General features: G+C 65.2%; 23 protein-coding genes and 2 pseudogenes. 14 read left to right on the forward strand and 11 right to left on the reverse strand.

The genetic code is table 11. The features are described 5' to 3' along the window. The 5 genes and pseudogenes from AC0L2O_RS05000 (at position 1) to AC0L2O_RS05020 (ending at position 3,937) form a co-directional block, all read left to right on the forward strand. Positions 1-759 (forward strand): ATP-binding cassette domain-containing protein, encoded by a 759-nt coding sequence (locus AC0L2O_RS05000; protein ID WP_409191539.1) that lies wholly within the window; start codon positions 1-3, stop codon positions 757-759. Then, on the forward strand, positions 760-1,830 hold the full coding sequence (locus AC0L2O_RS05005) for an ABC transporter permease (protein ID WP_473368907.1): 1,071 nt from the start codon (positions 760-762) through the stop codon (positions 1,828-1,830). It begins immediately after the preceding gene. Positions 1,831-1,919: 89 nt separating this feature from the next. Continuing rightward, positions 1,920-2,852: a sugar-binding protein gene (locus AC0L2O_RS05010; protein WP_369720568.1), complete on the forward strand. Its 933-nt coding sequence runs from the start codon at positions 1,920-1,922 to the stop codon at positions 2,850-2,852. Between the two features lie 90 nt (positions 2,853-2,942). Further along, positions 2,943-3,074, forward strand: a pseudogene (locus tag AC0L2O_RS05015) (aldo/keto reductase); the annotation flags it as partial. A 14-nt stretch (positions 3,075-3,088) separates the two neighbouring features. Beyond that, positions 3,089-3,937, forward strand: coding sequence for an amidohydrolase family protein (locus AC0L2O_RS05020; protein WP_473368908.1), 849 nt, complete (start codon positions 3,089-3,091; stop codon positions 3,935-3,937). Positions 3,938-4,130: 193 nt separating this feature from the next. Here AC0L2O_RS05020 and AC0L2O_RS05025 read toward each other — a convergent pair whose 3' ends face one another. From AC0L2O_RS05025 to AC0L2O_RS05035, 3 genes are all read right to left on the reverse strand, one after another. Then, the gene (locus AC0L2O_RS05025) at positions 4,131-4,508 is read right to left on the reverse strand and encodes a nuclear transport factor 2 family protein (protein WP_409191542.1); all 378 of its coding nucleotides are present in this window, start codon (positions 4,506-4,508) and stop codon (positions 4,131-4,133) included. A 101-nt stretch (positions 4,509-4,609) separates the two neighbouring features. Further along, on the reverse strand, positions 4,610-4,960 hold the full coding sequence (locus tag AC0L2O_RS05030) for a RidA family protein (RefSeq protein ID WP_473368909.1): 351 nt from the start codon (positions 4,958-4,960) through the stop codon (positions 4,610-4,612). A gap of 169 nt (positions 4,961-5,129) precedes the next feature. Beyond that, complete coding sequence (locus tag AC0L2O_RS05035; protein WP_473368910.1) at positions 5,130-6,788, reverse strand: FAD-binding dehydrogenase; 1,659 nt, start codon at positions 6,786-6,788, stop codon at positions 5,130-5,132. Positions 6,789-7,050: 262 nt separating this feature from the next. Here AC0L2O_RS05035 and AC0L2O_RS05040 point away from each other — a divergent pair, with 262 nt between their 5' ends. The 5 genes from AC0L2O_RS05040 to AC0L2O_RS05060 all read left to right on the forward strand — a co-directional run bounded on the left by AC0L2O_RS05040 (position 7,051) and on the right by AC0L2O_RS05060 (position 11,480). Then, the gene (locus AC0L2O_RS05040; RefSeq protein WP_473368911.1) at positions 7,051-7,572 is read left to right on the forward strand and encodes a hypothetical protein; all 522 of its coding nucleotides are present in this window, start codon (positions 7,051-7,053) and stop codon (positions 7,570-7,572) included. A 113-nt stretch (positions 7,573-7,685) separates the two neighbouring features. Continuing rightward, positions 7,686-7,880 (forward strand): hypothetical protein, encoded by a 195-nt coding sequence (locus AC0L2O_RS05045; RefSeq protein WP_473368912.1) that lies wholly within the window; start codon positions 7,686-7,688, stop codon positions 7,878-7,880. Between the two features lie 24 nt (positions 7,881-7,904). Beyond that, positions 7,905-8,495, forward strand: a complete 591-nt coding sequence (locus AC0L2O_RS05050; RefSeq protein ID WP_369720578.1) for an SCO family protein — start codon at positions 7,905-7,907, stop codon at positions 8,493-8,495. Between the two features lie 245 nt (positions 8,496-8,740). Continuing rightward, complete coding sequence (locus AC0L2O_RS05055) at positions 8,741-9,685, forward strand: transporter substrate-binding domain-containing protein (protein ID WP_473368913.1); 945 nt, start codon at positions 8,741-8,743, stop codon at positions 9,683-9,685. A gap of 151 nt (positions 9,686-9,836) precedes the next feature. Then, positions 9,837-11,480 (forward strand): lysine--tRNA ligase, encoded by a 1,644-nt coding sequence (locus AC0L2O_RS05060; protein WP_473368914.1) that lies wholly within the window; start codon positions 9,837-9,839, stop codon positions 11,478-11,480. 281 nt (positions 11,481-11,761) lie between these two features. Here AC0L2O_RS05060 and AC0L2O_RS05065 read toward each other — a convergent pair whose 3' ends face one another. Beyond that, the gene (locus tag AC0L2O_RS05065; protein ID WP_473368915.1) at positions 11,762-12,415 is read right to left on the reverse strand and encodes a S24 family peptidase; all 654 of its coding nucleotides are present in this window, start codon (positions 12,413-12,415) and stop codon (positions 11,762-11,764) included. 203 nt (positions 12,416-12,618) lie between these two features. Between AC0L2O_RS05065 and AC0L2O_RS05070 the strand changes: the two genes are divergently transcribed. Beyond that, positions 12,619-12,963, forward strand: coding sequence for a DUF952 domain-containing protein (locus tag AC0L2O_RS05070; RefSeq protein ID WP_369720582.1), 345 nt, complete (start codon positions 12,619-12,621; stop codon positions 12,961-12,963). Next, positions 12,960-14,057: a quinone-dependent dihydroorotate dehydrogenase gene (locus AC0L2O_RS05075; RefSeq protein ID WP_473368916.1), complete on the forward strand. Its 1,098-nt coding sequence runs from the start codon at positions 12,960-12,962 to the stop codon at positions 14,055-14,057. Before AC0L2O_RS05070 ends, AC0L2O_RS05075 begins: the two co-directional genes overlap by 4 nt. Before the next feature lie 101 nt (positions 14,058-14,158). On the opposite strand, the gene AC0L2O_RS05080 is transcribed toward AC0L2O_RS05075, so the two are convergent. From AC0L2O_RS05080 to AC0L2O_RS05095, 4 genes are all read right to left on the reverse strand, one after another. After that, positions 14,159-15,484: an MATE family efflux transporter gene (locus AC0L2O_RS05080; protein ID WP_473368917.1), complete on the reverse strand. Its 1,326-nt coding sequence runs from the start codon at positions 15,482-15,484 to the stop codon at positions 14,159-14,161. An 81-nt stretch (positions 15,485-15,565) separates the two neighbouring features. Next, on the reverse strand, positions 15,566-15,871 hold the full coding sequence (locus AC0L2O_RS05085; protein ID WP_354227191.1) for a DUF6460 domain-containing protein: 306 nt from the start codon (positions 15,869-15,871) through the stop codon (positions 15,566-15,568). A gap of 413 nt (positions 15,872-16,284) precedes the next feature. After that, complete coding sequence (locus AC0L2O_RS05090) at positions 16,285-17,946, reverse strand: ATP-dependent DNA ligase (protein WP_473368918.1); 1,662 nt, start codon at positions 17,944-17,946, stop codon at positions 16,285-16,287. Further along, complete coding sequence (locus AC0L2O_RS05095) at positions 17,943-18,977, reverse strand: ligase-associated DNA damage response exonuclease (protein WP_473368919.1); 1,035 nt, start codon at positions 18,975-18,977, stop codon at positions 17,943-17,945. The genes AC0L2O_RS05090 and AC0L2O_RS05095 overlap by 4 nt, the downstream gene beginning before the upstream one ends. A 64-nt stretch (positions 18,978-19,041) precedes the next feature. Here AC0L2O_RS05095 and AC0L2O_RS05100 point away from each other — a divergent pair, with 64 nt between their 5' ends. Both AC0L2O_RS05100 and AC0L2O_RS05105 read left to right on the forward strand, forming a co-directional pair. After that, positions 19,042-19,968, forward strand: coding sequence for a class I SAM-dependent DNA methyltransferase (locus AC0L2O_RS05100; protein WP_473368920.1), 927 nt, complete (start codon positions 19,042-19,044; stop codon positions 19,966-19,968). Between the two features lie 115 nt (positions 19,969-20,083). Continuing rightward, a complete protein-coding gene (locus tag AC0L2O_RS05105) occupies positions 20,084-21,313 on the forward strand; it encodes an ABC transporter substrate-binding protein (protein ID WP_369720587.1) in 1,230 nt (409 codons plus the stop codon). Between the two features lie 31 nt (positions 21,314-21,344). On the opposite strand, the gene AC0L2O_RS05110 is transcribed toward AC0L2O_RS05105, so the two are convergent. The 3 genes and pseudogenes from AC0L2O_RS05110 to AC0L2O_RS05120 form a co-directional block, all read right to left on the reverse strand. After that, the gene (locus AC0L2O_RS05110) at positions 21,345-21,764 is read right to left on the reverse strand and encodes a YfgM family protein (RefSeq protein WP_473368921.1); all 420 of its coding nucleotides are present in this window, start codon (positions 21,762-21,764) and stop codon (positions 21,345-21,347) included. Positions 21,765-21,786: 22 nt separating this feature from the next. Then, the gene (locus AC0L2O_RS05115; protein WP_473368922.1) at positions 21,787-21,924 is read right to left on the reverse strand and encodes a hypothetical protein; all 138 of its coding nucleotides are present in this window, start codon (positions 21,922-21,924) and stop codon (positions 21,787-21,789) included. 58 nt (positions 21,925-21,982) lie between these two features. Then, positions 21,983-22,066, reverse strand: a pseudogene (locus AC0L2O_RS05120) (hypothetical protein); the annotation flags it as partial. Positions 22,067-22,400: the final 334 nt, after the last annotated feature.

The following is a 22,400-nucleotide window of genomic DNA, read 5'->3' on the forward strand; positions in this document are numbered from 1 at the left end:
ATGAGTACGCCCGACGCAACCCCCGTCCTGGAATTGACGGGCATCGGCAAGGAGTTCGGCGCGATCCGCGCGCTGCACGACGTCGACATGCGGGTCGAGCCCGGCGAGGTCGTCGGCCTGATGGGCGATAACGGCGCCGGCAAGTCGACGCTGGTGAAGATCATCGCCGGCAATTTCCGTCCCAGCCATGGCGAGATCCGTTTCGCCGGCTCGCCGGTGCATTTCTCTCGTCCGATCGATGCCCGCACCGTCGGCATCGAAGTGGTCTATCAAGATCTCGCAATCGCCGACAATCTGACCGCCGCGGCCAATGTCTTCCTCGGCCGCGAGCTCAAGCGCAAGATCGGCCCGTTGTCGCTGCTCGACCACAAGGCGATGGCGGCGCGCGCGCTCGAGCTATTCGGCGAGTTGCGCTCCGAAACGCGGCCGCATGATCTCGTCAAGCTGATGTCGGGCGGCCAGCGCCAGGCGGTCGCGATCGCCCGCACCCGGCTCTCCAACGCCAAGCTCGTGATGATGGACGAGCCGACGGCCGCGATCTCGGTGCGTCAGGTCGAGCAGGTGCTCGGCCTGATCCATCGCCTGAAGGAACAGGGCGTCGCAGTGATGCTGATCTCACACCGTATGCCCGACGTGTTCGCGGTCTGCGACCGCGTTATCGTCATGCGTCGCGGCGAGAAGCGCGCCGACAAGCCGATCCGGGACACCAGCCCCGAGGAGGTGACCGCCCTCATCACCGGCGCGAAGGAGGCTGCGTAAATGGCGATGCCCTTGGAATCTCCGATCACCTTCTCGAACATCGGCAAGATCAGATGGTGGCAGCGCGGCATCTTCGCCTCCCAGACCGGCTACGTGCTGGTCGCGCTGGCGGTGCTGCTGGTGGTCATGCATTTTGCGAGCCCCTATTTCTTCACCGAAGGCAACATGCAGAACGTGGCGAAGAACTTTTCCTTCATCGCCATCGCTACCCTCGGCATCACCTTCGTCATCATCACCGGCGGCATCGACCTCTCGGTCGGCTCGATGATGTGCTTTTCCGCCATGATCACCTCGATGGTCATGGTCGAGCTGTCGGCGCCCGGATCGCCGCTCGTCCACCTAGCCGCCGACGGTAAGACTGCGATCGCCAATGTGCCGGGCCTGATCCTGCTGCTGTCGGTGCTGGCCGGGCTTTTGGTCGCGCTGCTCGTAGGGTTCGTCAACGGCTTCTGCATCGCGGTGCTGGGACTGTCGCCGTTCGTAACCACGCTCGGCATGCTCTCGATCGTGCGTGGGCTCGCCTATGTCGTCTCGAACGGTCGCGGCAGCTTCCCGGGCGGCCCCGATGCCGACTATTTTTATGCGCTCACCTCGGGCGACATACTCGGCGTGCCGATGCCGTTCATCTACCTGTTGATCCTCGCCGCGATCATGGCGGTCGTGCTGCATCACAGCTCGTTCGGCCGCCATGTCTTCGCGCTCGGCGGCAACGAGAAGGCGGCCGAGCTGACCGGCATCCCGGTCGTGCGCGTCAAGATCCAGGTCTATGTGGTCTGCGCGCTGGCCGCGGGGCTGCAGGGCATCATCATCTCGGGCTGGCTCGGATCGGCGCCCGCGAACATGGCGACCTCGTACGAGCTGAACGTGATCGCCGCGGCCGTCATCGGCGGTGCCAACCTTGCCGGCGGCGTCGGCGGGCCGCTCGGCGCCATCGTCGGCTGCGTGCTGCTCGAGGTGATCCGCAACGGCCTCGTGCTCGCGCAGGTCAACTCGTACTGGCAGCAGACGCTGGTGGGCGTGATCATCATCCTGGCCGTGCTGGTCGATCGGATCCGGTCGCGCATGACTTGAGAACGACTTTTCCGGGAGAATAACGATTTATCGTCTATCCGCCTCCCGGAAAGTTTCAAAGGATAGGCATCACAGTGTGGAGGGAAACTATGAGGAAACTACTTCTGGCTGGCATGGCCGTCGCGATGATGGCAACGCCGGCATTCGCGCAGACCTACAAGTTCGCGGTCGTGCCCAAGGCGATGAACAATCCGTTCTTCGACGTGGCGCGCGACGGCTGCCTCAAGCGCGCCAAGGAGCTCGGCAACGTCGAATGTATCTACAAGGGGCCGATCGAGCACGAGCCGGCGACACAGGCGCAGATCATCCAGGACTTCATCACGCAGAAGGTGGATGGGCTTGCGATCTCGGTCGCCGACGTTGCGGCGATGACCAAGTCGATCGACGCGGCAGCCGCAGCCGGTATCCCCGTCATCACGTTTGACGCGGATGCGCCGGGCTCCAAGCGCCTCGCCTATATCGGCACCAACAACAAGGACTTCGGTCTCGCACTCGGCAAGCAGCTGCTCCAGCTCCGGCCCGAGGGCGGCAAATATGCCATGGTCTCCGGCGGTCCGGGCGCCAAGAACCTCGCCGAGCGCGTCGACGGCGTGCGCGAAGCGCTCAAGGGTTCGAAATGGGTTGAGGTCTCGGGTTCGCCGACCTTCTGCAACGACGATTCCGCGCTTGCGGTTCAGCAGATGGCCGACCTGCGTACTGCGACGCCCGACCTCGCGGCGATCGTGCCGGTCGGCGGCTGGCCGATGTTCGCGCCCGAAGGCTACAAGGCCTTCGTCAACAAGAACAAGAAGGACATCGACGCCGGCAAGTTCACCCTTGTCGTCGCCGATACGCTGAAGATGCAGCTCGAACTGCTGCGCGACGGCTATTCCAACGCGTTGACCGGGCAGCGCCCGTTCGAGATGGGCGAGAAGTCGATGGACACTCTGCTTGCGATCAAGAAGGGCCAGAAGGTGCCGGAGATCATCTATACCGGCCTCGATCTCGTGACCAAGGACAACGTTGCGAAGATGCTGAAGTAGGAGCGGCCCCAGCCCCTCGCTCCTGAGAGCCTCTCCCGCTTGCGGCTTCCGCAAGCGGGAGAGATCAATCGGAAGTTCGAACGAATGGGAATGAAACGATCGCGGCTAGGCTCCGTCGACGTTACGTCAATCGGCCTCGGTTCCGCTCCGCTCGGCGGATTGTTTACGCCGGTCAGCGCGGCCGATGCGGAGGCGACGCTGGAGCGTGCCTGGTCGCTGGGGGCGGAGCGTGAGCCATGATCATCGACGCCCACCAGCACTTCTGGGACCCGACGCACGCCGACTATCCCTGGATGGACGCGCCGGAACTCGCGCCGATCCGCCGCGCCTTCGCTCCCGCCGATCTCGGCCCGTTGTTGAAAGCAAACGGCATCGACGCGAGCATCCTGGTGCAGTGCCGCTCCGCGCTCGCTGAGACCGAGCAATTCCTGCGCATTGCGCGCGACACGCCTTTCGTCGCTGGTGTCGTCGGCTGGGTCGACCTGACTGATGGTTGGGTTGGCGAAACGCTCGATCGTCTGCGCGTCATGCGGGGCGGGGACAAGCTGGTCGGCATCCGCCACCAGGTGCACGACGAGCCAGACCCGGATTGGCTGTTGCGCGAGGACGTTCGGCGCGGACTGACCGCGGTGTTCGCCCATGATCTCGCCTACGATTTCCTGGTCCGGACCCGCGAACTGCCGGCCGCGATCGCGACCGCGCAGGCGTTTCCGCACGCGCGCTTCGTGCTCGATCACGCCGCCAAGCCGCCGATCGCCGATGGCTGGAGCCCGGAATGGGCGGATCACATCGCGGCACTTGCTGCCTGCGGCAACGTCTGGTGCAAGATCTCGGGGCTGGCCACGGAAGCGGCCTGGAACGATTGGGATGCCGAGCGGCTGTTTCGGTTCGTCGAGCACGCCGCGAAATGTTTTGGCGAGGATCGCCTGATCTTCGGCTCCGATTGGCCGGTGTGCTTGCTGGCGGGGAGCTATGGCGAGATCAAGAGCGCGCTGGAGACGTGCCTGGCGAAGCTCGGGCCGCAGGCGCGGGACAAGGCGTTCGGGGTGAATGCGAAGGCGGCGTATCGGTTGGCGATCGTGTAGGCCATGTGCTCGGTTTCCCTTCTCCCCTTGTGGGAGAAGGTGGCGCGAAGCGCCGGATGAGGGGTCTCTCTCCGCAAGTCTCACTCGCATGATCATGCGCGGCGAGAACCCCTCACCCAAGTGAGCCTGTGTCTCCCAGCAGAGCCGCCCTCTCCCACAAGGGGAGAGGGCGCAGCAACGCGCATCGCTTTCCTCACGCGCCGGCGGGCACCTGATCCAGGAATCCCGTGATGCTCTTGATCCGGCCGTCTTTCAGCACGGCAAAATCGGTGCCCTTGATCGGGCTGTCCACATCATCAGGGCCGAGGCCCCAGGAAAAACGCACGTGAAAGCGCGCGTGATCGCCGTAGCCGCTGGGCTCGCCGATCAGCTTGAACTTGAAGTCGGGAAAGCGCTGTTGCACGCCGGCGATCAGCGCGTCGACGCCGTCATGGCCGTCGCCCTTCATCAGGGGATCGACATAGCTCGCATCCGCGGTCCAGTTCTCGGCGAGCAGTTCGCGCCGGCGATTGTGGGCGCGCTCGTTCCAGACATCGATGTAGCGGCGGGCGACGGTGATGGGGTCGGTCATGGTCTTCTCCTTCGATGGCGCCGTGTTCGGCTGACCGTCACTATCGAAGGTTCACGCGCGCTGATCGATTACCTCGCAGGTCATCAGCGCGCGTGAATATTTTACTTCGCCGCGGTCACCATGATCTCGACGGTGTATTGCGGCGCCGCCAGCTTGGCTTCGACGGTGGCGCGCGCCGGGGTGTTGCCGGGGGAGACCCAGCCGTCCCACACCGCGTTCATTTCCTGGAACGTCTTCATGTCGGTGATGTAGATCGTGGCCGACAGCAGCTTCGACTTGTCGGTGCCCGCCTTGGCGAGATGGCCGTCGATGGTCGCCAGGATGTCCTGGGTCTGCTTGGTCACGCTTTCGCCGGCGGCGTTGTTGGCGACGACACCGGCGAGATAGACGGTGTCGCCGTGCACGACCACCTGGCTCATGCGCGGGCCGGTTTCAAAACGCTGAATGCTCATTGGGATCTCCTGTAAATGGCGGCCCTGTCTAGCCCAGCGACTTGCGCTGTGCCACCCCGGCGGCGCATGCGTCGCGTGCCATGCATGCGCGGCCTTTATGCGCGGCCTTGGATGCAGCCGTGGCGGCGGCGAGCGCCGCAAGAGACGCCCGCATCCACCGTCGCATGATCTATCCCATCGCCTTCGCCGTGGCGCGGCCCGCGTTGCGGCCCGAGAACAGGCAGCCGCCGAGGAACGTGCCCTCCAGCGAGCGATAGCCATGCATGCCGCCGCCGCCGAAGCCCGAGGCTTCGCCGACCGCGTAGAGTCCGGGGATGATCCGGCCGTCCTCGCCGAACACCCGCGAGTCGAGGTCGGTCTCGAAGCCGCCCAGCGTCTTGCGGGTGAGGATGTTGAGCTTGACCGCGATCAGCGGGCCCTGTGCCGGATCGAGGATGCGGTGCGGCGGCGCCGTGCGGATCAGCCTGTCGCCGATGTAGCGCCGCGCATTATGGATGTTCATCACCTGCGCGTCCTTGACGTAAGGGTTGGCGATCTCGCGGTCGCGCGCCTCGATCTGCGTCCTCACATGTGCGATCTCGAGCAGATCGTTGCCGGCGAGCTTGTTCATCTCCGCGACGAGATCCTCGATCTTGTCGCGCACGATGAAGTCGACGCCATGGCGCTTGAATGCCTCGACCGGCGCCGGCGCGCCCTTGTTGGTGGCGCGGCGTAAGGTCATGCGCCAGCTCTTGCCCGTGAGATCGGGATTCTGCTCCGATCCCGACAAGGCGAATTCTTTCTTGATGATGCTCTGCGTCAGGATGAACCAGGAATAATCATAGCCGGTCGACATGATGTATTGCAGCTGGCCGAGCGTGTCGGAGCCGGGAAACAGCGGCGCCGGCAGCCGGGTGCCGGTGGCGTCGAACCACATCGAGGACGGGCCGGGCAGGATGCGGATGCCGTGGCGCGGCCAGATCGGCGACCAGTTCTGGATGCCCTCGACGTAGTGCCACATGCGGTCGCGGTTGATCAGCCGCGCGCCGGCCTTTTCAGTGATGCCGATCATGCGGCCGTCGACGTGCTCCGGCACGCCGGAGATCATGAATTTCGGCGGCTCGCCCAGCCGCTTCGGCCAGTTCGCCCGCACCAGCTCATGGTTGCCGCCGATGCCGCCGGAGGCGACGATCACGGCCTGCGCCTTCAGCGCAAACGCGCCGACCACATTGCGCGCCGAACTCTTGCCGCGCTCTGAATCGTCGGTCGCGAGAACGGCGCCGCTGACGCCATCCACCGTGCCGTTGGTAATCGAGAGCGCATCGACGCGATGGCGGAACTTGAACGTCAGCCGGCCGCTCCTGGCGGCTTCGCGCGCCCGGCGCTCGAACGGCTCGACGATACCCGGCCCGGTGCCCCAGGTGACGTGAAAGCGCGGCACCGAATTGCCGTGGCCCATCGCGTCATAGCCGCCGCGCTCGGCCCAACCGACCACGGGAAAGCTGCGATGGCCCATCGCGCGCAACCAGTCGCGCTTTTCGCCCGCCGCGAACGCCACATACGCCTCCGCCCATTTGCGTGGCCAGAGATCCTCGTCGCGGTCGAAGCCGGCGGTGCCGAGCCAGTCCTGCATCGCAAGCTCGTAGGAGTCCTTGATGCCGAGCCGGCGCTGTTCCGGCGAATTGACCAGGAACAATCCGCCGAACGACCAGAACGCCTGGCCGCCGAGCGACTGCTCGCCCTCCTGATCGACCACGATGACGCGCTTGCCCGCGTCGGCGAGCTCGGTCGCGGCCACCAGTCCCGATAATCCCGCGCCGACGATGACGACGTCCGTCTGCTCGCTCATGAGTTCCCCCCTGTAGTTATCCGGATTGAAGCCGGCGGTTGCAGCTGAGATCAAGGGCTTGTCGCGTAAGACATCGTTAACTTGTTCCAGTTTGGGACCGGGCTTGGGGGCGAATACCTGCCAAGTGCAGCGCCGACGCAACACTGGATTTGAATTTGTTTTGAACGAGCCAGCGTGCCTAGACAAAACCGCAGAGTCGACAGACGCTGTGCCTGCATCACCACCTGACACACAGATTCGAATTCGACTGGGGCGGGGGATAATGAAGTTTCTGACGGGGTTGCTCGCGACGGTTCTGCTGATCGCGTGTATGGGGGCTTCTCACGCAGTGGTTCGGATCGCGGATGACCGCGGCGGCCGGATCGGAACCTACGTCGACAAATATCAGGATCTGCGCCAGTCCGGGGATACCGTCATCATCGACGGTCTTTGCGCCTCGGCCTGCACCATCGTCCTCGGCGCCATTCCCCGCGACCGGATCTGCGTCACCTCGCATGCGACGCTCGGCTTCCACGCCGCCTGGGATTTCGGCAGCAACGGCCGCGCCGTGACCAATGCCGAAGCGACCCAGATGCTTTATGCGATGTACCCCTCGCAGGTGAAGCGCTGGATCAGCCAGCGCGGCGGCCTCACCCCGCACATGCTGTTCCTGAGGGGCAGGCAGCTCCAGTCCATGTACAAGCCCTGCTACCTCGACGCACAGGCCGCGGCCACCAGGCCTTTGCGCGGATCTCCTCCGCCAGCGGAAGGTCTGGAGTCCGCCCGGGGGCAGTTGCTGCACTGATCAGCGCGACGTGATCCTTGACCCGCCTGCGGCGCTTGTCCGCCGGCGGGCCAAAGCCTATTTGAAGGGCAGGAACCCGGCGCTTCCGGCCGATCATTGTCCCGATCATCTTGATGGCTCAACCACTGCACCCCGCGCATCCGTTACAGGACAATTCGTCCACTGCCGGCCGGGCGGCGTCCATGCTGCTGTTCGCGGGCGCAGGCGTCGGTGGGCTGATCGTGCTCGGAGCGCTGGCGCTCTGGTTCCACTACGGCAGCCAGGTGTTCTTCGAAATGATCAGGACCGGCTTTGCCGCCTGCTTCTGACCCGCGACAGGAAATTTTCCGCTCATGAGCTCCACCGCCCGTCCGTTGGTGATCGCGACCGCCTTCGCCGCAAGCCTCGTCGTCGGTCTGCTCGTGCTGTTCTGGGCGATGGGCGGGGTCAGCAAGGTGGCGCAGCCCGCCGCGATCGGCGGCCCGTTCCAGCTCACCGACCAGAATGGCAAGGCCGTCACCGACGCGAGCCTGAAGGGCAAGCCGACGCTGATCTTCTTTGGCTACACCCACTGCCCCGACGTTTGCCCGACCTCGCTGTTCGAACTCTCGGAAGTGCTGCGCGCGATGGGCAAGGATGCCGACAAGGTCAACGCCGTCTTCATCTCGGTCGATCCCGAGCGCGATACGCCGGCGACGATGAAGGATTATCTCTCGAGCTTCGATCCGCATCTCGAGGGCCTGAGCGGCGATCCCGCAGAGACCGCCAAGGTGATCACGTCCTACCGGGTCTACGCCAAGAAGGTCCCGACCAAGGACGGCGACTACACCATGGACCACACCGCGCTGATCTATCTGATGGACCGCGACGGCCACTTCGTCTCGCCCTTCAATCTGAAGCGGAGCCCCGAAGAGGCGGCGACCGAGCTGAAGCGGTATTTGTAGGTTCGGCGGACTGATCGCGCGGCGTACTCGGTAACCTCTCCCGCTTGCGGGAGAGGTCGGCGCCTCCGGGCGATGCGAAGCATCGTCCCGCGCGCCGGGTGAGGGTTCTCTCCTCTGGGGGATTATCCCTCTGTGGCAAGACCCCTCTCCCCGACCCTCCCCCGCAAGCGGGGGAGGGAGCGCACCCCGGCCGCAATCCCCGTTCGCGTTCCCGGCGGGATGGTCTATAAGGCCCTCCGATCCCAATGAAATTCGTTCATTTCCCGCCGATGGCCGCATCGCCCAAAATCATGCACCGCGTCCTGCTCGGGCTGGCGGCCGGCGCTTGCCTGCTGGCGGGATTGCCCGGCGCGAACGCCCAGGCGCCGGCCAAGCAGCCCCCGGCGGCGCCGCAAGCCGCGCCTCAGCCGCGCCCGCAAGCCGCCCCGCAGGCGGTGCCCGGTTTTTGGGACCCGCGGCGACGTCCGGAGCGGCCGGACCTGTCGCGCCTGACCGTGATCCGCTTCCTGACCGAGACTGACTATCCGCCGTTCAACTACACCGGCGCAGACGGCAACCCGGCCGGCTTCAACGTCGATTTCGCCCGCGCGCTGTGCGAGGAGATCAAGGTCACCTGCACCGTACAGATGCGCCGCTTCGAGACGCTGGTCGATGCGCTCACCTCCAACCGGGGCGATGCCGTGATCGCCTCGATGGCGGTGAGCCCGCAGCTCCGCGCCCGCGTCGATTTCACCGATCCCTATTACCGCGTGCCGGCGCGCTTCGCCTCGCGCAAAGACGCGGTGATGCCGGAGATCCGGCCCGAATATCTCGAGGGCAAGAAGGTCGGCGTCATCGCGGGCTCCGCGCACGAAGCCTACCTCAAGGCGATGTTCACCGACGCCGAGTTGCACCCTTATCCCAATGATGAGGCCATGCGCGCAGCGTTGCGCAAGGGCGAGGTCGATTTCATCTTCGGCGACGCCATCTCGCTGGCGTTCTGGATCAACGGCACCGATTCCGGCGATTGCTGCGCCTTCTCCGGCGGCCCCTTCGTCGAGAGCCGCTTCTTCGGCGAGGGCATCGGCATCGCGGTCCGCAAAGGCAACGACGTGCTGCGCCAGGCGCTGAACTGGGCGATGTTCCGCGTCTGGGAAAAAGGCCGCTACACCGATTTGTGGCTGCGGTATTTTTCGGTGAGCCCGTTTTAGCCATCGATTGTCATTCCGGGGCGTGCGAAGCGCGAGCCCGGAATCTCGAGATTCCGGGTTCGATGCTGGCGCATCGCCCCGGAATGACGATCAAGTCCATTTTTGCATTCTGCCGGGAAATCGCTATTTTCCGCGGCCCGGAGGCCCCTTGATGTCCGTTATCGATCCCCACATGAGTCCCAGCGATCTGCGCGCGCTCGCCGAACAATCCAACGCCTGGCCGTTCGAGCAGGCGAAGGCGATTGTCGCGCGGCTGAAGAAATCGCCAAAGGACGAGGTGCTGTTCGAGACTGGCTACGGTCCGTCCGGCCTGCCGCATATCGGCACGTTCGGCGAGGTCGCGCGCACCTCGATGGTGCGTCACGCCTTCCGCGTGCTCACCGAGGACAAGATCAAGACGCGCCTGCTCGCCTTCTCCGACGACATGGACGGTTTCCGCAAGGTGCCGGACAACGTGCCGAACAAGGATCTGCTGGCGCAGTATCTGGGACGTCCGCTCACCGCCGTGCCCGACCCGTTCTCGAACGAATATCCGTCGTTCGGCGCGGCCAACAACGCCCGCCTGCGCGCCTTCCTCGATCATTTCGGCTTCGACTACGAGTTCGCGAGCTCGACCGATTACTACAAATCAGGCCGTTTCGACGCGACGCTGTTGAAAATGCTCGCCGCCTACGATCAGGTGATGGCGATCATCCTGCCGACGCTCGGGCCGGACCGCCGCGCCACCTATTCGCCGTTCCTCCCCATCAGCAAGACCACCGGCGTCGTGCTCCAGGTGCCGATGATCCGCCGCGACGTCGCCGCCGGCACGATCACCTATGTCGATCCCGACACCAACCAGGAGGTCGAAACGCCCGTCACCGGCGGCAACGTCAAGTGCCAGTGGAAGGCCGACTGGGCGATGCGCTGGGTTGCGCTCGGCGTCGACTACGAGATGGCCGGCAAGGACCTGATCGACTCCGTGAAGCTGTCCGGCGCGATCGCCAGGGCGCTCGGCGCCACGCCGCCGGAAGGCTTCAATTACGAACTGTTCCTCGACGAGAAGGGCCAGAAGATCTCGAAGTCGAAGGGCAACGGGCTCACCATCGACGAATGGCTGCGCTACGCCTCGCCGGAATCGCTGTCGCTGTTCATGTATCGCGAGCCGAAGGCGGCGAAGCGGCTGTATTTCGACGTCATCCCGCGCAACGTCGACGACTACCAGCAGTTCATCGACGGCTTTGCCAGGCAGGACGCCAGGCAGCAGTTCGGCAATCCCGTCTGGCACGTCCACAGCGGCCATCCGCCGAAGGGCGACATGCCCGTCACCTTCCAGCTGCTGCTGACGCTGGTGTCGTCGTCGAATGCGGAGAATGCCGAAACGCTGTGGGGCTTCATCGGCCGCTACCGCCCCGGCGTGTCGCCGCAGACGCACCCGAAGCTCGATGCGATGGTCGGCTACGCCATCAATTATTATCGCGACTTCGTTGCGCCGACCAAGCAGTTCCGCGAACCGACCGACACCGAGCGCGCCGCGTTGCAGGATCTGCGCGATGCGCTGTCGCAGCTGCCGCAGGACGCCTCAGCCGAGGAGATCCAGAACGTGGTGTACGAGATCGGCCGCCGCGAGCCTTTCCTGGACCAGGTCAAGAAGGGCAAGGACGGCCGCCCCGGCGTGACGCTCGACTGGTTCAATATGCTCTACCAGGTGCTGTTGGGGCAGGAGAAAGGACCGCGCTTCGGCTCGTTCGTAGCGGTGTACGGTATCCAGAACGCGATCAACATGATCGACGGCGCGCTGGCGCGGAGTGCGTGAGAGGGACGTGTAGCCCGGATGGAGCGTAGCGAAATCCGGGTTCTTCTCGACTTGCATCAGCCGTCCCGGATTGCGCTTCGCTCCATCCAGGCTACGGACCTCCGTTGCAGGCGCACCTATCTCCCTATCGTCGTCCTGGCGAAAGCCAGGACCCATAGCCACCGTCGGATATGGTTACGGGGAATGGGAGTTGCTTACTTCGCGCGACAACATCTCCCTCGGGTAATGGGTCCTGGCTTTCGCCAGGACGACACTGAGTTTTTGCCGCGTGTTGCGCCTCCTCACTGGCTCGCCCACACGATCCTCGCGATCCACGCCACCTCGCTCGCCGCGACGGTCCGCTCGGCCGGCGTCGCACCGAGCGGCTGCAGCTCCAGCGCCTTCGCGGTGCGGCGCTTCAGCGTCGCGATCACCACCTCGCCCGCCCGCATCTTCGCCACCACGCGGTCGCCTTTGCGGATCGGTGCGCCGGGCGAGACCAGGACGACGTCGCCATCGCGATAGGCGGGTTGAAGCGCATCACCTGAGATTTCGAGCGCAAACACGTGGCTGTCCTCCGCGCTGGGAAGCGCGATCTCGCTCCAGCCCTTGCCGGATGGAAAGCCGGATTCGTCGAAGGCGCCGCTGGCGCCGGCCTGCGCGAGGCTGAGCAGCGGCACGCCGCGGCCATCACCGGCGCCGTCGCCGATCAGCCTGACGAAGCTCTCCAGGGACGAATCGGCAGCCGCCAGCGCCTTCGCGATCGATTCGGTCGAGGGCCAGCGCTCGCGGCCATCGGAGGTGACCCGCTTGGACTTGTTGAACGTGGTGGGATCGAGCCCGGCGCGCTTGGCAAGGCCGGACGGCGACAGCCCGGCGTGCGCCGCCAGCCGATCCAGCGCGCCCCAGATCTGGTCGTGGGTCAGCATCCTCTGCGCTTTGGCCTGCCTGACCATGGATGGTCCAGCCCGTCGCAACTCAGGAAAACTATCCTCAAATCAACCGGTTTTCCGTTTTTCGCGCAAGAGGCGAGGCCAAGTCTTGAGTTCGCGAGATGCGGCCTTTACGGTCGCGCCCGGGATTTGAAGACCCGTTAGAGACGAAAAACCCCAGAAGACTCAACGAACTGACTCGACGGGCAAACAGGACTCCGCAACCGGTGGTCAAGATCTACAAAATCTGTCCGGCTTCGGCCTGGCGCGAGGCGGAGCGGCAGGGCGTGTATCGCGGCAGCGCCGACGACGCGCGCGACGGCTTCATCCATTTCTCGACCGCCTCCCAGGTTCCGGAGACCCTGCGCAAGCATTTCTTCGGGCAGCGCGCGCTGTTCCTGGTCGAGGTCGATGGCGATGCGCTCGGCGGCGAATTGCGCTGGGAGCGCTCGCGCAATGACGAGCTGTTCCCGCATCTCTATGGCGAACTCGATCTCGGTGCGGTGATCTCTGTGATCAATCTCAACATGCGCTCCGACGGCAGCCACGACGTTCCGGAGCTTCTGCCGTGATCCGCGCGTTTGACGCCTTCTCGCTGCCGGTGCTGCGCTGGCTCGATCCGGAGGATGCGCATCGCCTGGCGATCCAGGGCCTGCGCTTCCTGCCGCCGGGCAAGCCGCGGCCGGACGATCCCAAGCTCGCGGTGCGCGCGTTCGGGCTCAATTTTCCCAATCCGGTCGGCATGGCCGCGGGCTTCGACAAGAGCGCGGAAGTGCCCGACGCGCTGCTCCGGCTCGGCTTCGGCTTCGTCGAGATCGGCTCGGTCACGCCGAAACCGCAAGCCGGCAATCCGCGGCCGCGGTTGTTTCGCCTCGAGCGCGACGAGGCCGTCGTCAACCGCATGGGGTTCAACAATGCCGGAGCGGAGGTCGCGTTGCGCAGGCTCGCCGCGCGCGCGCAGAATGGCGGCCTGGTCGGCGTCAACGTCGGCGCCAACAAGGATTCGCCCGACCGCGTCGGCGACTACGTCAAGCTGATCGAGACCTTTGCGCCGGTCGCGAGCTATTTCACCGTCAACGTCTCCTCGCCGAACACGCCCGGCTTGCGCAATCTGCAGGAAGGCGCGCTGCTCGACGATCTCCTCGCCAAGGTGATCGATGCGCGCGAGCGGGTCCGGCAAAAGGCCGGCGACACGCCGGTGCTGCTCAAGATCGCACCGGATCTCAGCCTGGCCCAGCTCGACGATGTCGTGCAGGTCGCCCGTTCGCGCCGTGTCGACGGCATGATCGTGTCGAACACGACCATCGCGCGGCCGGGCACGCTGCGCGAGCAGATGCGCGCCAAGGAGCAGGGCGGCCTGTCCGGCCGGCCGCTGTTCCGCCTGTCGACCCGCATGGTCGCCGAGACCTATGTGCGCGTCGAGGGCGCATTCCCGTTGATCGGCGTCGGCGGCGTCGATTCCGGAGGCGCAGCGCTGACGAAAATCCGCGCCGGCGCGAGCCTGATCCAGCTTTATTCCTCGCTGGTCTACAAGGGCCTCGGCCTCGTCGACGAGATCAAGCGCGATTTGAGCTCGACCCTGCTGCGCACCGGCCGGGATTCCCTGTCCGAGATCGTCGGCGCCGACGCGGCGACGCTGACGGCGGAAGACTGGCCCGGGATGTAGCGCGGTCTCGTAGCCCGGATGGAGCGCAGCGCAATCCGGGAGTTGATGCGCGCACGCGACGGCCCCGGATTGCGCTGCGCTCCATCCGGACTACGGCTCTTCTACGATTTCGAAAACGTCGCCCGAAACAGCGCCGGATAGCGCGCGCCCTGCAAGCCGCCGCGCGCGACGTAGAACGCGATCAGCGCCCACCACAGTCCGGCATTGCCGAACGATTGCAGCGCCCACCACGCCGCCAGGAAAATCGCGAGCGAAGCCAGCATCAGATTGCGCATCTCGCGCGCCCAGGTCGCGCCGACATAGATGCCGTCGAAGCCGAAGGCGAATACGCCGGGCACCGGCGCGAGCACGATGAACACCAGGAAGTCGCGCGCGCTGTGGCGGACGTCCTCGCTCGCGGTCATGAAGTTGATCAGGTTCTGCCCGAACAGCGCGAACAGCACCGCGACCACGATCGCGAAGCCGAGGCCCCAGAGCAGCACAAGCCGGGTCGAGTCCGCAAATCCCTTGGCGTCGCGCGCGCCAAAGCTGCGGCCGCAGAGTTGCTGCGCCGCGTTGGCAAGACCGTCAAGGAAGAAGGCGCTGACCAGCAGGAAATTGTTGAGCACGGAGTTGGCGGCGAGCGTCACGTCGCCGGCGCGCGCGCCCTTGGCCGTGAAGAACAGGAACACGACGATCAGGGCCGCGGTGCGGATCATGATGTCGGAGTTCACCGCCAGCAGCCGCATCAGCTTTGCCCGGTCGAACAATGTCGCACGCGGCACGGCAAAGCCGCTCCGGGCATAGCGACGGCAGACGATCATGCCGAGCACGAAGCCGGTCGTCTCCGACAGCAGCGCGGCGATCGCCGCACCGGCAATGCCGAAATCATAGACCAGCACCAGCAAGATCGTCGCCATCATGTTGATGAGGTTGACGAGGATCTGAAGCAGCAGCGCCGGATTGGCGCGGGCCTGTCCCACCAGCCAGCCGAGAATGACATAGTTGGCGAAGGCGAACGGCGACGACCAGATCCGGATCATGACGTAGGTTTTGGCCGCGCCCGTCACGCCTTCGCTGCCGCCCATCAGGTCGAACAATGCGGCGGTCAGCGGCAATTGCAGCGCGATCAGCGCGGCGCCGATCACACCTGCGACGATGAAGCCGCGCATCAGAATCGCAGTCAGCTCGCCTGTTTCGCCGGCGCCGAGCGCCTGCGCAGTGAAGGCGAGCGTGCTCATCCGCAGAAAACCGAACAGCCAGAACAGGCAGTCGAAGATCACCGAGGCCATCGCGACGCCGCCGAGCAGGGTGGCATCGTCGAGCCGGCCGATCGCGGTGGTCGAGACCACGCCGATCAGCGGCGTGGTCAGGTTCGCGACCATCGCGGGTCCGGCGATGGCGAACACCTGGCGGGAGCCGACTTTGGGATGAACGGGCGCGTGCATCGCTTGCGTCTACCCGACCCGCCGCCCGATTGCACCATCACGGCCGACATGGCGCAATTGCATCGCCCGCGCGCTCTTAAGCTACCTGCCGCGCGGTGTGCCGAAAACGCGCATCAACAGCCAGATCGGGATCACGATCACCGCGCCGAGCAGGAAGTAGCGCCACAGCCAGTTCACGGTGTCGAAGCCGAGATCCCACAGACGCTGGAACAAGAGGCGGATGCTGTAGATGATATTCCAGGGATCGAATCCGATCGCGGCCAGCACGACGCCGACCAGGATCGAGAGCAGGATCAGCCGAAATGCGACCGCCAGCGGCGAGCCGCCGAGAAACCGGTTCAGGCCGTCACTGCGGCCGGCCGGCAAATCTCTGACGTCGTGGGCCATCGCAAAAAACTCCTCGTTGGATTCGACCCATTATAGGGCACGGCGACGCACATGGGGAACCCGCAACGGTGCGTCAATCGGCTTACGGGATTTTAATTCGGTGGGGCACGCCGCGGGCTCGCTGACCTTCCCCGCAAGCGGGCAGGGCTGAGCGCATATGCTGTTGGCCGGCCTGAGCGCGCGCCTCGTCCTTCGAGACGACCGCTTCGCGGTCTCCTCAGGATGAGGCTAAGCGGCATCGGCGGCGGAAACTGCTACCGCGCACTCCGCCCTCATCCTGAGGACCGCGCTCTTGCGCGCGTCTCGAAGGATCGGCCGCAGGGAGCTCGCGCTCAAATGCGATCGTCCTGCGCACGCGGGCGAGGGGGCGCACCTTCGCTCTGAGACAATTTGATGCCCTCTCGCGAGACGCTTCACGCCTCGACCTCCGCTGCCTCAGCCTTCAACATCCTTTCCAGCGTTTCCAGCCTATCCGCCTCCCGCGGCGGTTTGTCCCAGCGCAGGCGGCTGATCCGGGGAAAGCGCATCGCGACACCGGATTTGTGCCGCGGCGAGCGCTGAAGGCCCTCGAAGGCGACTTCCAGCACCAGCCCCTTGTCCGCCTCGTGCACGACATGGCGGACGGGGCCGAATTTTTCGGTGGTGTTGCGGCGGACGAAACGGTCGATCTGGAGCAGTTCCTCGTCGGTGAAGCCGAAATAGGCCTTTCCCACCGGCACCAGTTCGTCGCCGTTCTCGCTATGGGTCCAGACGCCGAACGTGTAATCGGAATAAAACGACGAGCGCTTGCCGTGGCCGCGCTGCGCATACATCAGCACGGCATCGATGATATGCGGATCGCGCTTCCACTTCCACCATTGGCCTTTCGGCCGTCCGGGCAGGTAGGGCGCGTCGCGCCGTTTCAGCATCACGCCTTCGACGGCCTCTGCATCCTCGCCGGCGCCCGCGCTTGCGGGATCGGCGCGTGCCGCGGTCAATGCCTCCCAGCTTGCAAATGGTACCGTGGGCGACAGGTCGATGCGGGGATCGTCGAGCTTGCCGATGAAGTTTTCCAGCCGTTCGCGCCGTTCCGCGAACGGCAATTCGCGCAGATCGTTCTCATCGTCGCCGAGCAGATCATAGGCGCGCAGATGGATCGGGAATTCCTTGATCAGCTTCGGCGAGACGATCTTGCGGTTGAGGCGCTGTTGCAGAACGTTGAAACTCTGCACGCGACCTTCGCGCAGGATCAGCAGCTCGCCGTCGATCGCGCCGGGCAGGCGCAGCGACGGCACCAGATCCGGGAAGCTTCCCGTGATGTCCTCCCCGGTGCGCGAATAGAGCCGGGCGGTGATGTGGCCGCGCGCATCGCGGCCTGCCACCGCCTGCACGCGGATGCCGTCCCATTTCCATTCGGCGATGTAGTCGGCGGGATCGAGGTTCTGGAAGTCGGTCTCCTCGATCGCATGCGCCAGCATGACGGGGCGGAACGGCGCCGGATCGCGGTTGACGGGCTTCTCGCCGCGGCCTTCCAGCCAGGCGAACAGGTCGAGATAGGGCGGGCTAAGCCCCGGCCAGATCAGCTCGATCTCATGCGGGTCCTTGTCGCCAAGCGCCGCGGCTGCGGTTTTTGCCAGACGCGCGGACACACCGATGCGAAGCGCGCCCGTGACCAGCTTCAGCAGTGCCCAGCGGCCGGTTTCATCGAGCTCGTCGAGCCAGCGTTCGAGTTGCTTCGGCATCTCGGTCTTGCCGAGCGTGCGGAGTGTAGTGACAACTTCCGTGAGACTTGGTGGCGGCGGGTTGTTGTGGGCGGCCATCACGGTTTTCGGCCACATCAGCGCCACCGTCTCAGAGAGATCGCCGACATAGTCCCAGGATAGCCCGAACAGCACCGGATCAGTCCGCGACGAGATCAGGTCGCGGATCAGCGCGGGCTTGGCGTGCTTGAAGCTAAGCGCCCCTGTCAGCGCCGCCAGCGCATAGCCGCGATCGGGATCGCCGACCTCGCGAAAATAGCTGGTGATCAGCCGCAGCTTGTTGTTGCGGCCGGGTTCGTAGGCGAGGCGGTCGAGCAGCTCGGCGAAGCGGTTCATGCCTCGGCCTCGCCGACGAGCTGCACCTCGCTCTCCTCCTCGCCATAGCCGACCAGATCGAGCGGCCGCGCGCGAAGTCCCTTGCTTTGGCACCAATGCACCAGTGCGTCTTCCTGGCCGTGGGTGACCCAGATCTCGCCGGCCCCGGTCGCGGCGATCGTGGCGGTGAGGCCGTCCCAATCGGCATGGTCGGAAATCACCAGCGGCAGCTCGATGCCGCGCTGCCGCGCGCGGGCGCGCACGCGCATCCAGCCAGAGGCGAACGCGGTGACGGGATCGGGAAAGCGCCGGGTCCAGAGATCTGCCGTCGCCGACGGCGGCGCCAGCGTGATGGTGCCGGCGAGCGCGGCCTTCTTCATGCCCGTCACAGCTCGCAGCTCGCCGAGCGCGATCCCGCGGCTCTGATAGTAATGCGTGATCTTCTCCATCGCGCCATGCAGATAGATCGGCGAATCGTAGCCGGCCTGCCGCAGCAGTGCGATCACGCGCTGGGCCTTGCCGAGCGAATAGGCGCCGACGAGATGCGCGCGTTCGGGAAACAACGCCACCGAGGCGAGCAGCTTCTTCACCTCGTCGGCGGCATCGCCATGGCGAAACACCGGCAGTCCGAACGTGGCCTCGGTGATGAAGACGTCGCAGGGCACGAGCTCGAACGGCGCGCAGGTCGGATCGGGCGCGTCCTTGTAGTCGCCGGAGGCGACGATGCAGGTGTCCTTGCAGGTCACCGCGATCTGCGCCGAGCCCAGCACGTGGCCTGCGGGGCGAAATTTCACGCTGACATCGCCTAGCCGGATCTCCTCGCCATAGCGAACGGCTTGGGTCGATCCCGCAAAGTGGTCGCCATAGCGCAGCCGCATCATGTCCAGCGTTTCCTGCGTTGCCAGCACCGCGCCATGGCCGGCGCGGGCGTGGTCGGAATGGCCGTGGGTGATCACGGCCCGCTCCACGGGGCGGACAGGGTCGATGTGGAAGCCGCCGGGCTTGCAGCACAGGCCGGCAGTAACTGGCAGCAGGATGTCTTGCGGACGCATGCCTGTTATATAGGTTGCACCCACGCGCGTTCGAGTCACCCGCCGCTCTGCTCCCTGGTTCCCAATGCCGCTCCGCCTGTTCCAGTCTTCCGGCGATCTCATGGCCGACCGCCGCTTCGAGTTCGCGCGCGACCTCCAGCTCAAGGGCGATCTGCCCGCCGCCGCCGACCTGCTCGAGCAGGCGCTCGAGCTTACGCCGAACTTCACGTCGGCCTGGTTCACGCTCGGCGAAATCCGCAGCCTGCTCGGCGAACGCGACAAAGCCATCGCGGCCTTTCGAAAATCGCGCGAGTCCGATCCCGACGACCAGCATGGCGCCCATTTGCATCTGATACGCCTCGGCGACGCGCAACTCTCCGAAATGCCCAAGGCCTATGTGCAGGCGTTGTTCGACCAATATGCGCCGCGGTTCGAGCTTGTCCTGATCAACGATCTCGGCTACCGCGCGCCGTCGCTGATCTTCAAGGCGGTGTTGGCTGCGCGCGGCGCCGCGAACAAGCCCGCTCTGTTCAAGCGCGCCATCGATCTTGGCTGCGGCACCGGGCTTGCGGCGGCCGCCTTCGCCAAGCAAGTCGATCATTTCACCGGCATCGATCTGTCGCCGGGGATGATCAAGGAGGCGCGTGCGACGGAGCTCTATGCCGAGCTCGAGGTCGCCGACATGATCGAAGGCCTGCGCGGCAAGGCTGACGCGAGTGCGAACCTCGTCGTCGCGGCGGATGCGTTCGTCTACCTCTCCGATCTCGCGCCGGTGCTGGGCGAAGCCAGACGCGTGCTGGCATCCGGCGGCGTGCTCGCCTTCACGCTGGAGACGCATGGCGGCAGCGGCATCGTTCTCGGTGAGGGCCTGCGCTATGCCCATGCAGCGGAATATGTGCGCGGCGCGATCGCCCGGGCCGGGCTCAAGCTCCTGACACTTGAAGCGGCCTCGCCGCGCATCGAGAACAACGAGCCGGTGCGCGGCCTGGTCATCGTGGCCGAGAAAACTTGAGTCCAGGCGCTACGGCTTTACCAATTTAGCGTCATTGCGTCGCAAAGCGACGACTTCCCACTTGCGAGCCGTGCGGCGATACCAGCACAATGCGCGCACCAGGGAGAGAAACAACATGACCAAGAATCCATCGCGGCGCGACGTCAGCGCTGCCGCGCTCGCCGCCATCGCCGCATCCGTCCTGCCCGCCCCTTACGTCTGGGCCGCCGAGAAGAAATACGGTCCGGGCGCCAGCGACACCGAGATCAAGATCGGGCAGACCGTGCCGCATTCCGGTCCCGGCTCGCTCTATGGCGTGCTCGGCCGTGTCGGCGAAGCCTATTTCCAGATGCTGAACGAGAAGGGTGGCATCAACGGCCGCAAGGTCAAATTCCTCACCATGGACGACGCCTACAGCGCGCCGAAATGCGTCGAGGCGACGCGGCGCCTGGTCGAGCAGGAGGAGGTGCTGGCGCTCTACGGTTCGCTCGGCACCGCGCCGCAGACCGCCGTGCACAAATACCTCAACTCCAAGGGCGTGCCGCAGCTCCTGCTCAACACCGGCGCATCCAAGTGGAATAATCCCAAGGAGTTCAAATGGACCATGGCGGGCCTGCCGCTCTATCCGACCGAAGCGCGCATCCTGGGGCGGCACGTCGTCAATGTGAAGCCGAACGCCAAGGTCGGCATCCTCTACCAGAACGACGATTTCGGCCGCGACTTCTTGGGTCCGTTCAAGAAGGTGCTGGCCGATGCCGGCGGCACCGCGCAGGTGATCATGGAGCAGACCTATGATCTGACCGATCCGACGGTGGATTCCCAGCTCATCAATCTCTCCAAGTCGGGCGCCGACGTCTTCTACAACATCTCGACCGGCAAGGCATCGTCGCAGTCGATCCGCAAGGTGGCCGAGCTCGGCTGGAAGCCGCTGCAATTGCTCTCGGCCGGCTCGACCGGAAAGTCCATCCTCAATGCCGCCGGCTTCGAAAATGCCAAGGACATCGTTGCGATCAGCTATTCGAAGGATGCGGGGCCCGGCCGTTGGGAAAAGGATCCCGGCCCGATGGCGTTCGAGGAGCTGCGCAAGAATTATTTGCCGAACGTCGCTCCCGACAACACCATCGCCTATGCCGGCTACGGCCAGGCCGTCACCATGGGCGAGATCCTGCGCCGCTGCGGCGACGAGCTCACGCGCGAAAACGTGCTCAAGCAGGCCTCGACCCTCGACGGTTTCCACTCGCCCTTCTTCCTCGACGGCGTCAGCTACAGCTACACGCCCGACGACTACACGCCGATGAAGACGCTGTTCATCCAGGCCTTCAACGGTAAGGACTGGGACGTTTCCGACAGGCCCGTGACGGAGTAGACGCCAGCCGCAAGCTGCCGTGCGTCGCGCATCAGTGAAGTGTGCGCGACAGCTCGGCAAGTCTGTCGGCGAGCCATTTCCGCTCCGCCGGCGGCGGCTCGAGCGCAAGGACGGCTTGATAGGCCGCGCCCGCCTCCGCTACGCGTCCGAGGCGGGCCAGCAGGTCGGCGCGGACCGCATGGTACGGGCCGAACTGCTGCAGGCCTCTCGCATCGAGGGTATCGAGGTCGGCCAGCGCCGCATCTGCGCCGTCGAGCTCGGCAACCGCAACGATCCGGTTCAGACGCACGATCGGATCGTCGCGGACGCCGAGAAGCAGGTCATAAATCTGCTTGATGCGGTCCCATGGCGCGGGCTCGCTGCGATCCGTGCGCGAGCACCAACAGGCCTGCAGTCTAGCCTGAAGCGTTCGCGGCGTGTTCGGAGACAGCCGGACGGCCACCGCCAGCAAGCCATCCGCCTTGTCCACGAGGTCACGGCGCCAAAGCGCCGGATCTTGCGAGGGCATCCTCATGGGCTTTGGAATAGGCGACCTCGACGGTCGACATCACCGCCTCGAGACGCTCGTCCCAATGTTCCGGCGCCGGCAATTCGAACGGGCACGGCCGCATCGGCGATCTTGCGCTTGGCCCGGACCAGCCGCTGCGCCAGCGCCGTCTCCTCGATCAGAAAGGCGCGCGCGATTTCGTTCGTGGTCAGGCCGCAAACCAGACGCAGCGTCAGCGCCGCGCGAATCCGGCGCGACCGCCGGATGGCAGCAGATGAAGATCAGGCGCAGTCGTTCGTCCGGTATGAGATCAGCAGTGCATATTTCATGTCTGGTTCCTCTCGTCTCGAAATTTAGGTCAATGGGCCGCAATGTGCGACTCCGCAGAGGAGACGCCCGCCGGCAGGCCGAATCGACACCGGGCAAAACTTTTTTCCGAGCCGTCAGAGCCGCGAACCGAGCTGGCCTCTACGGAATGGCTGCCGCGCCATACGGCATCTTCTGCGGTCTCGGCGACGCATGGCGTGGTGCAGGCAAGCCAGGCCCGAATGACGTAGTAACACAACAGAGCTTTGCCTCGCCGACGCCTGCTCATGGCCC

Source organism: Bradyrhizobium sp. Kon10, assembly GCF_055807395.1.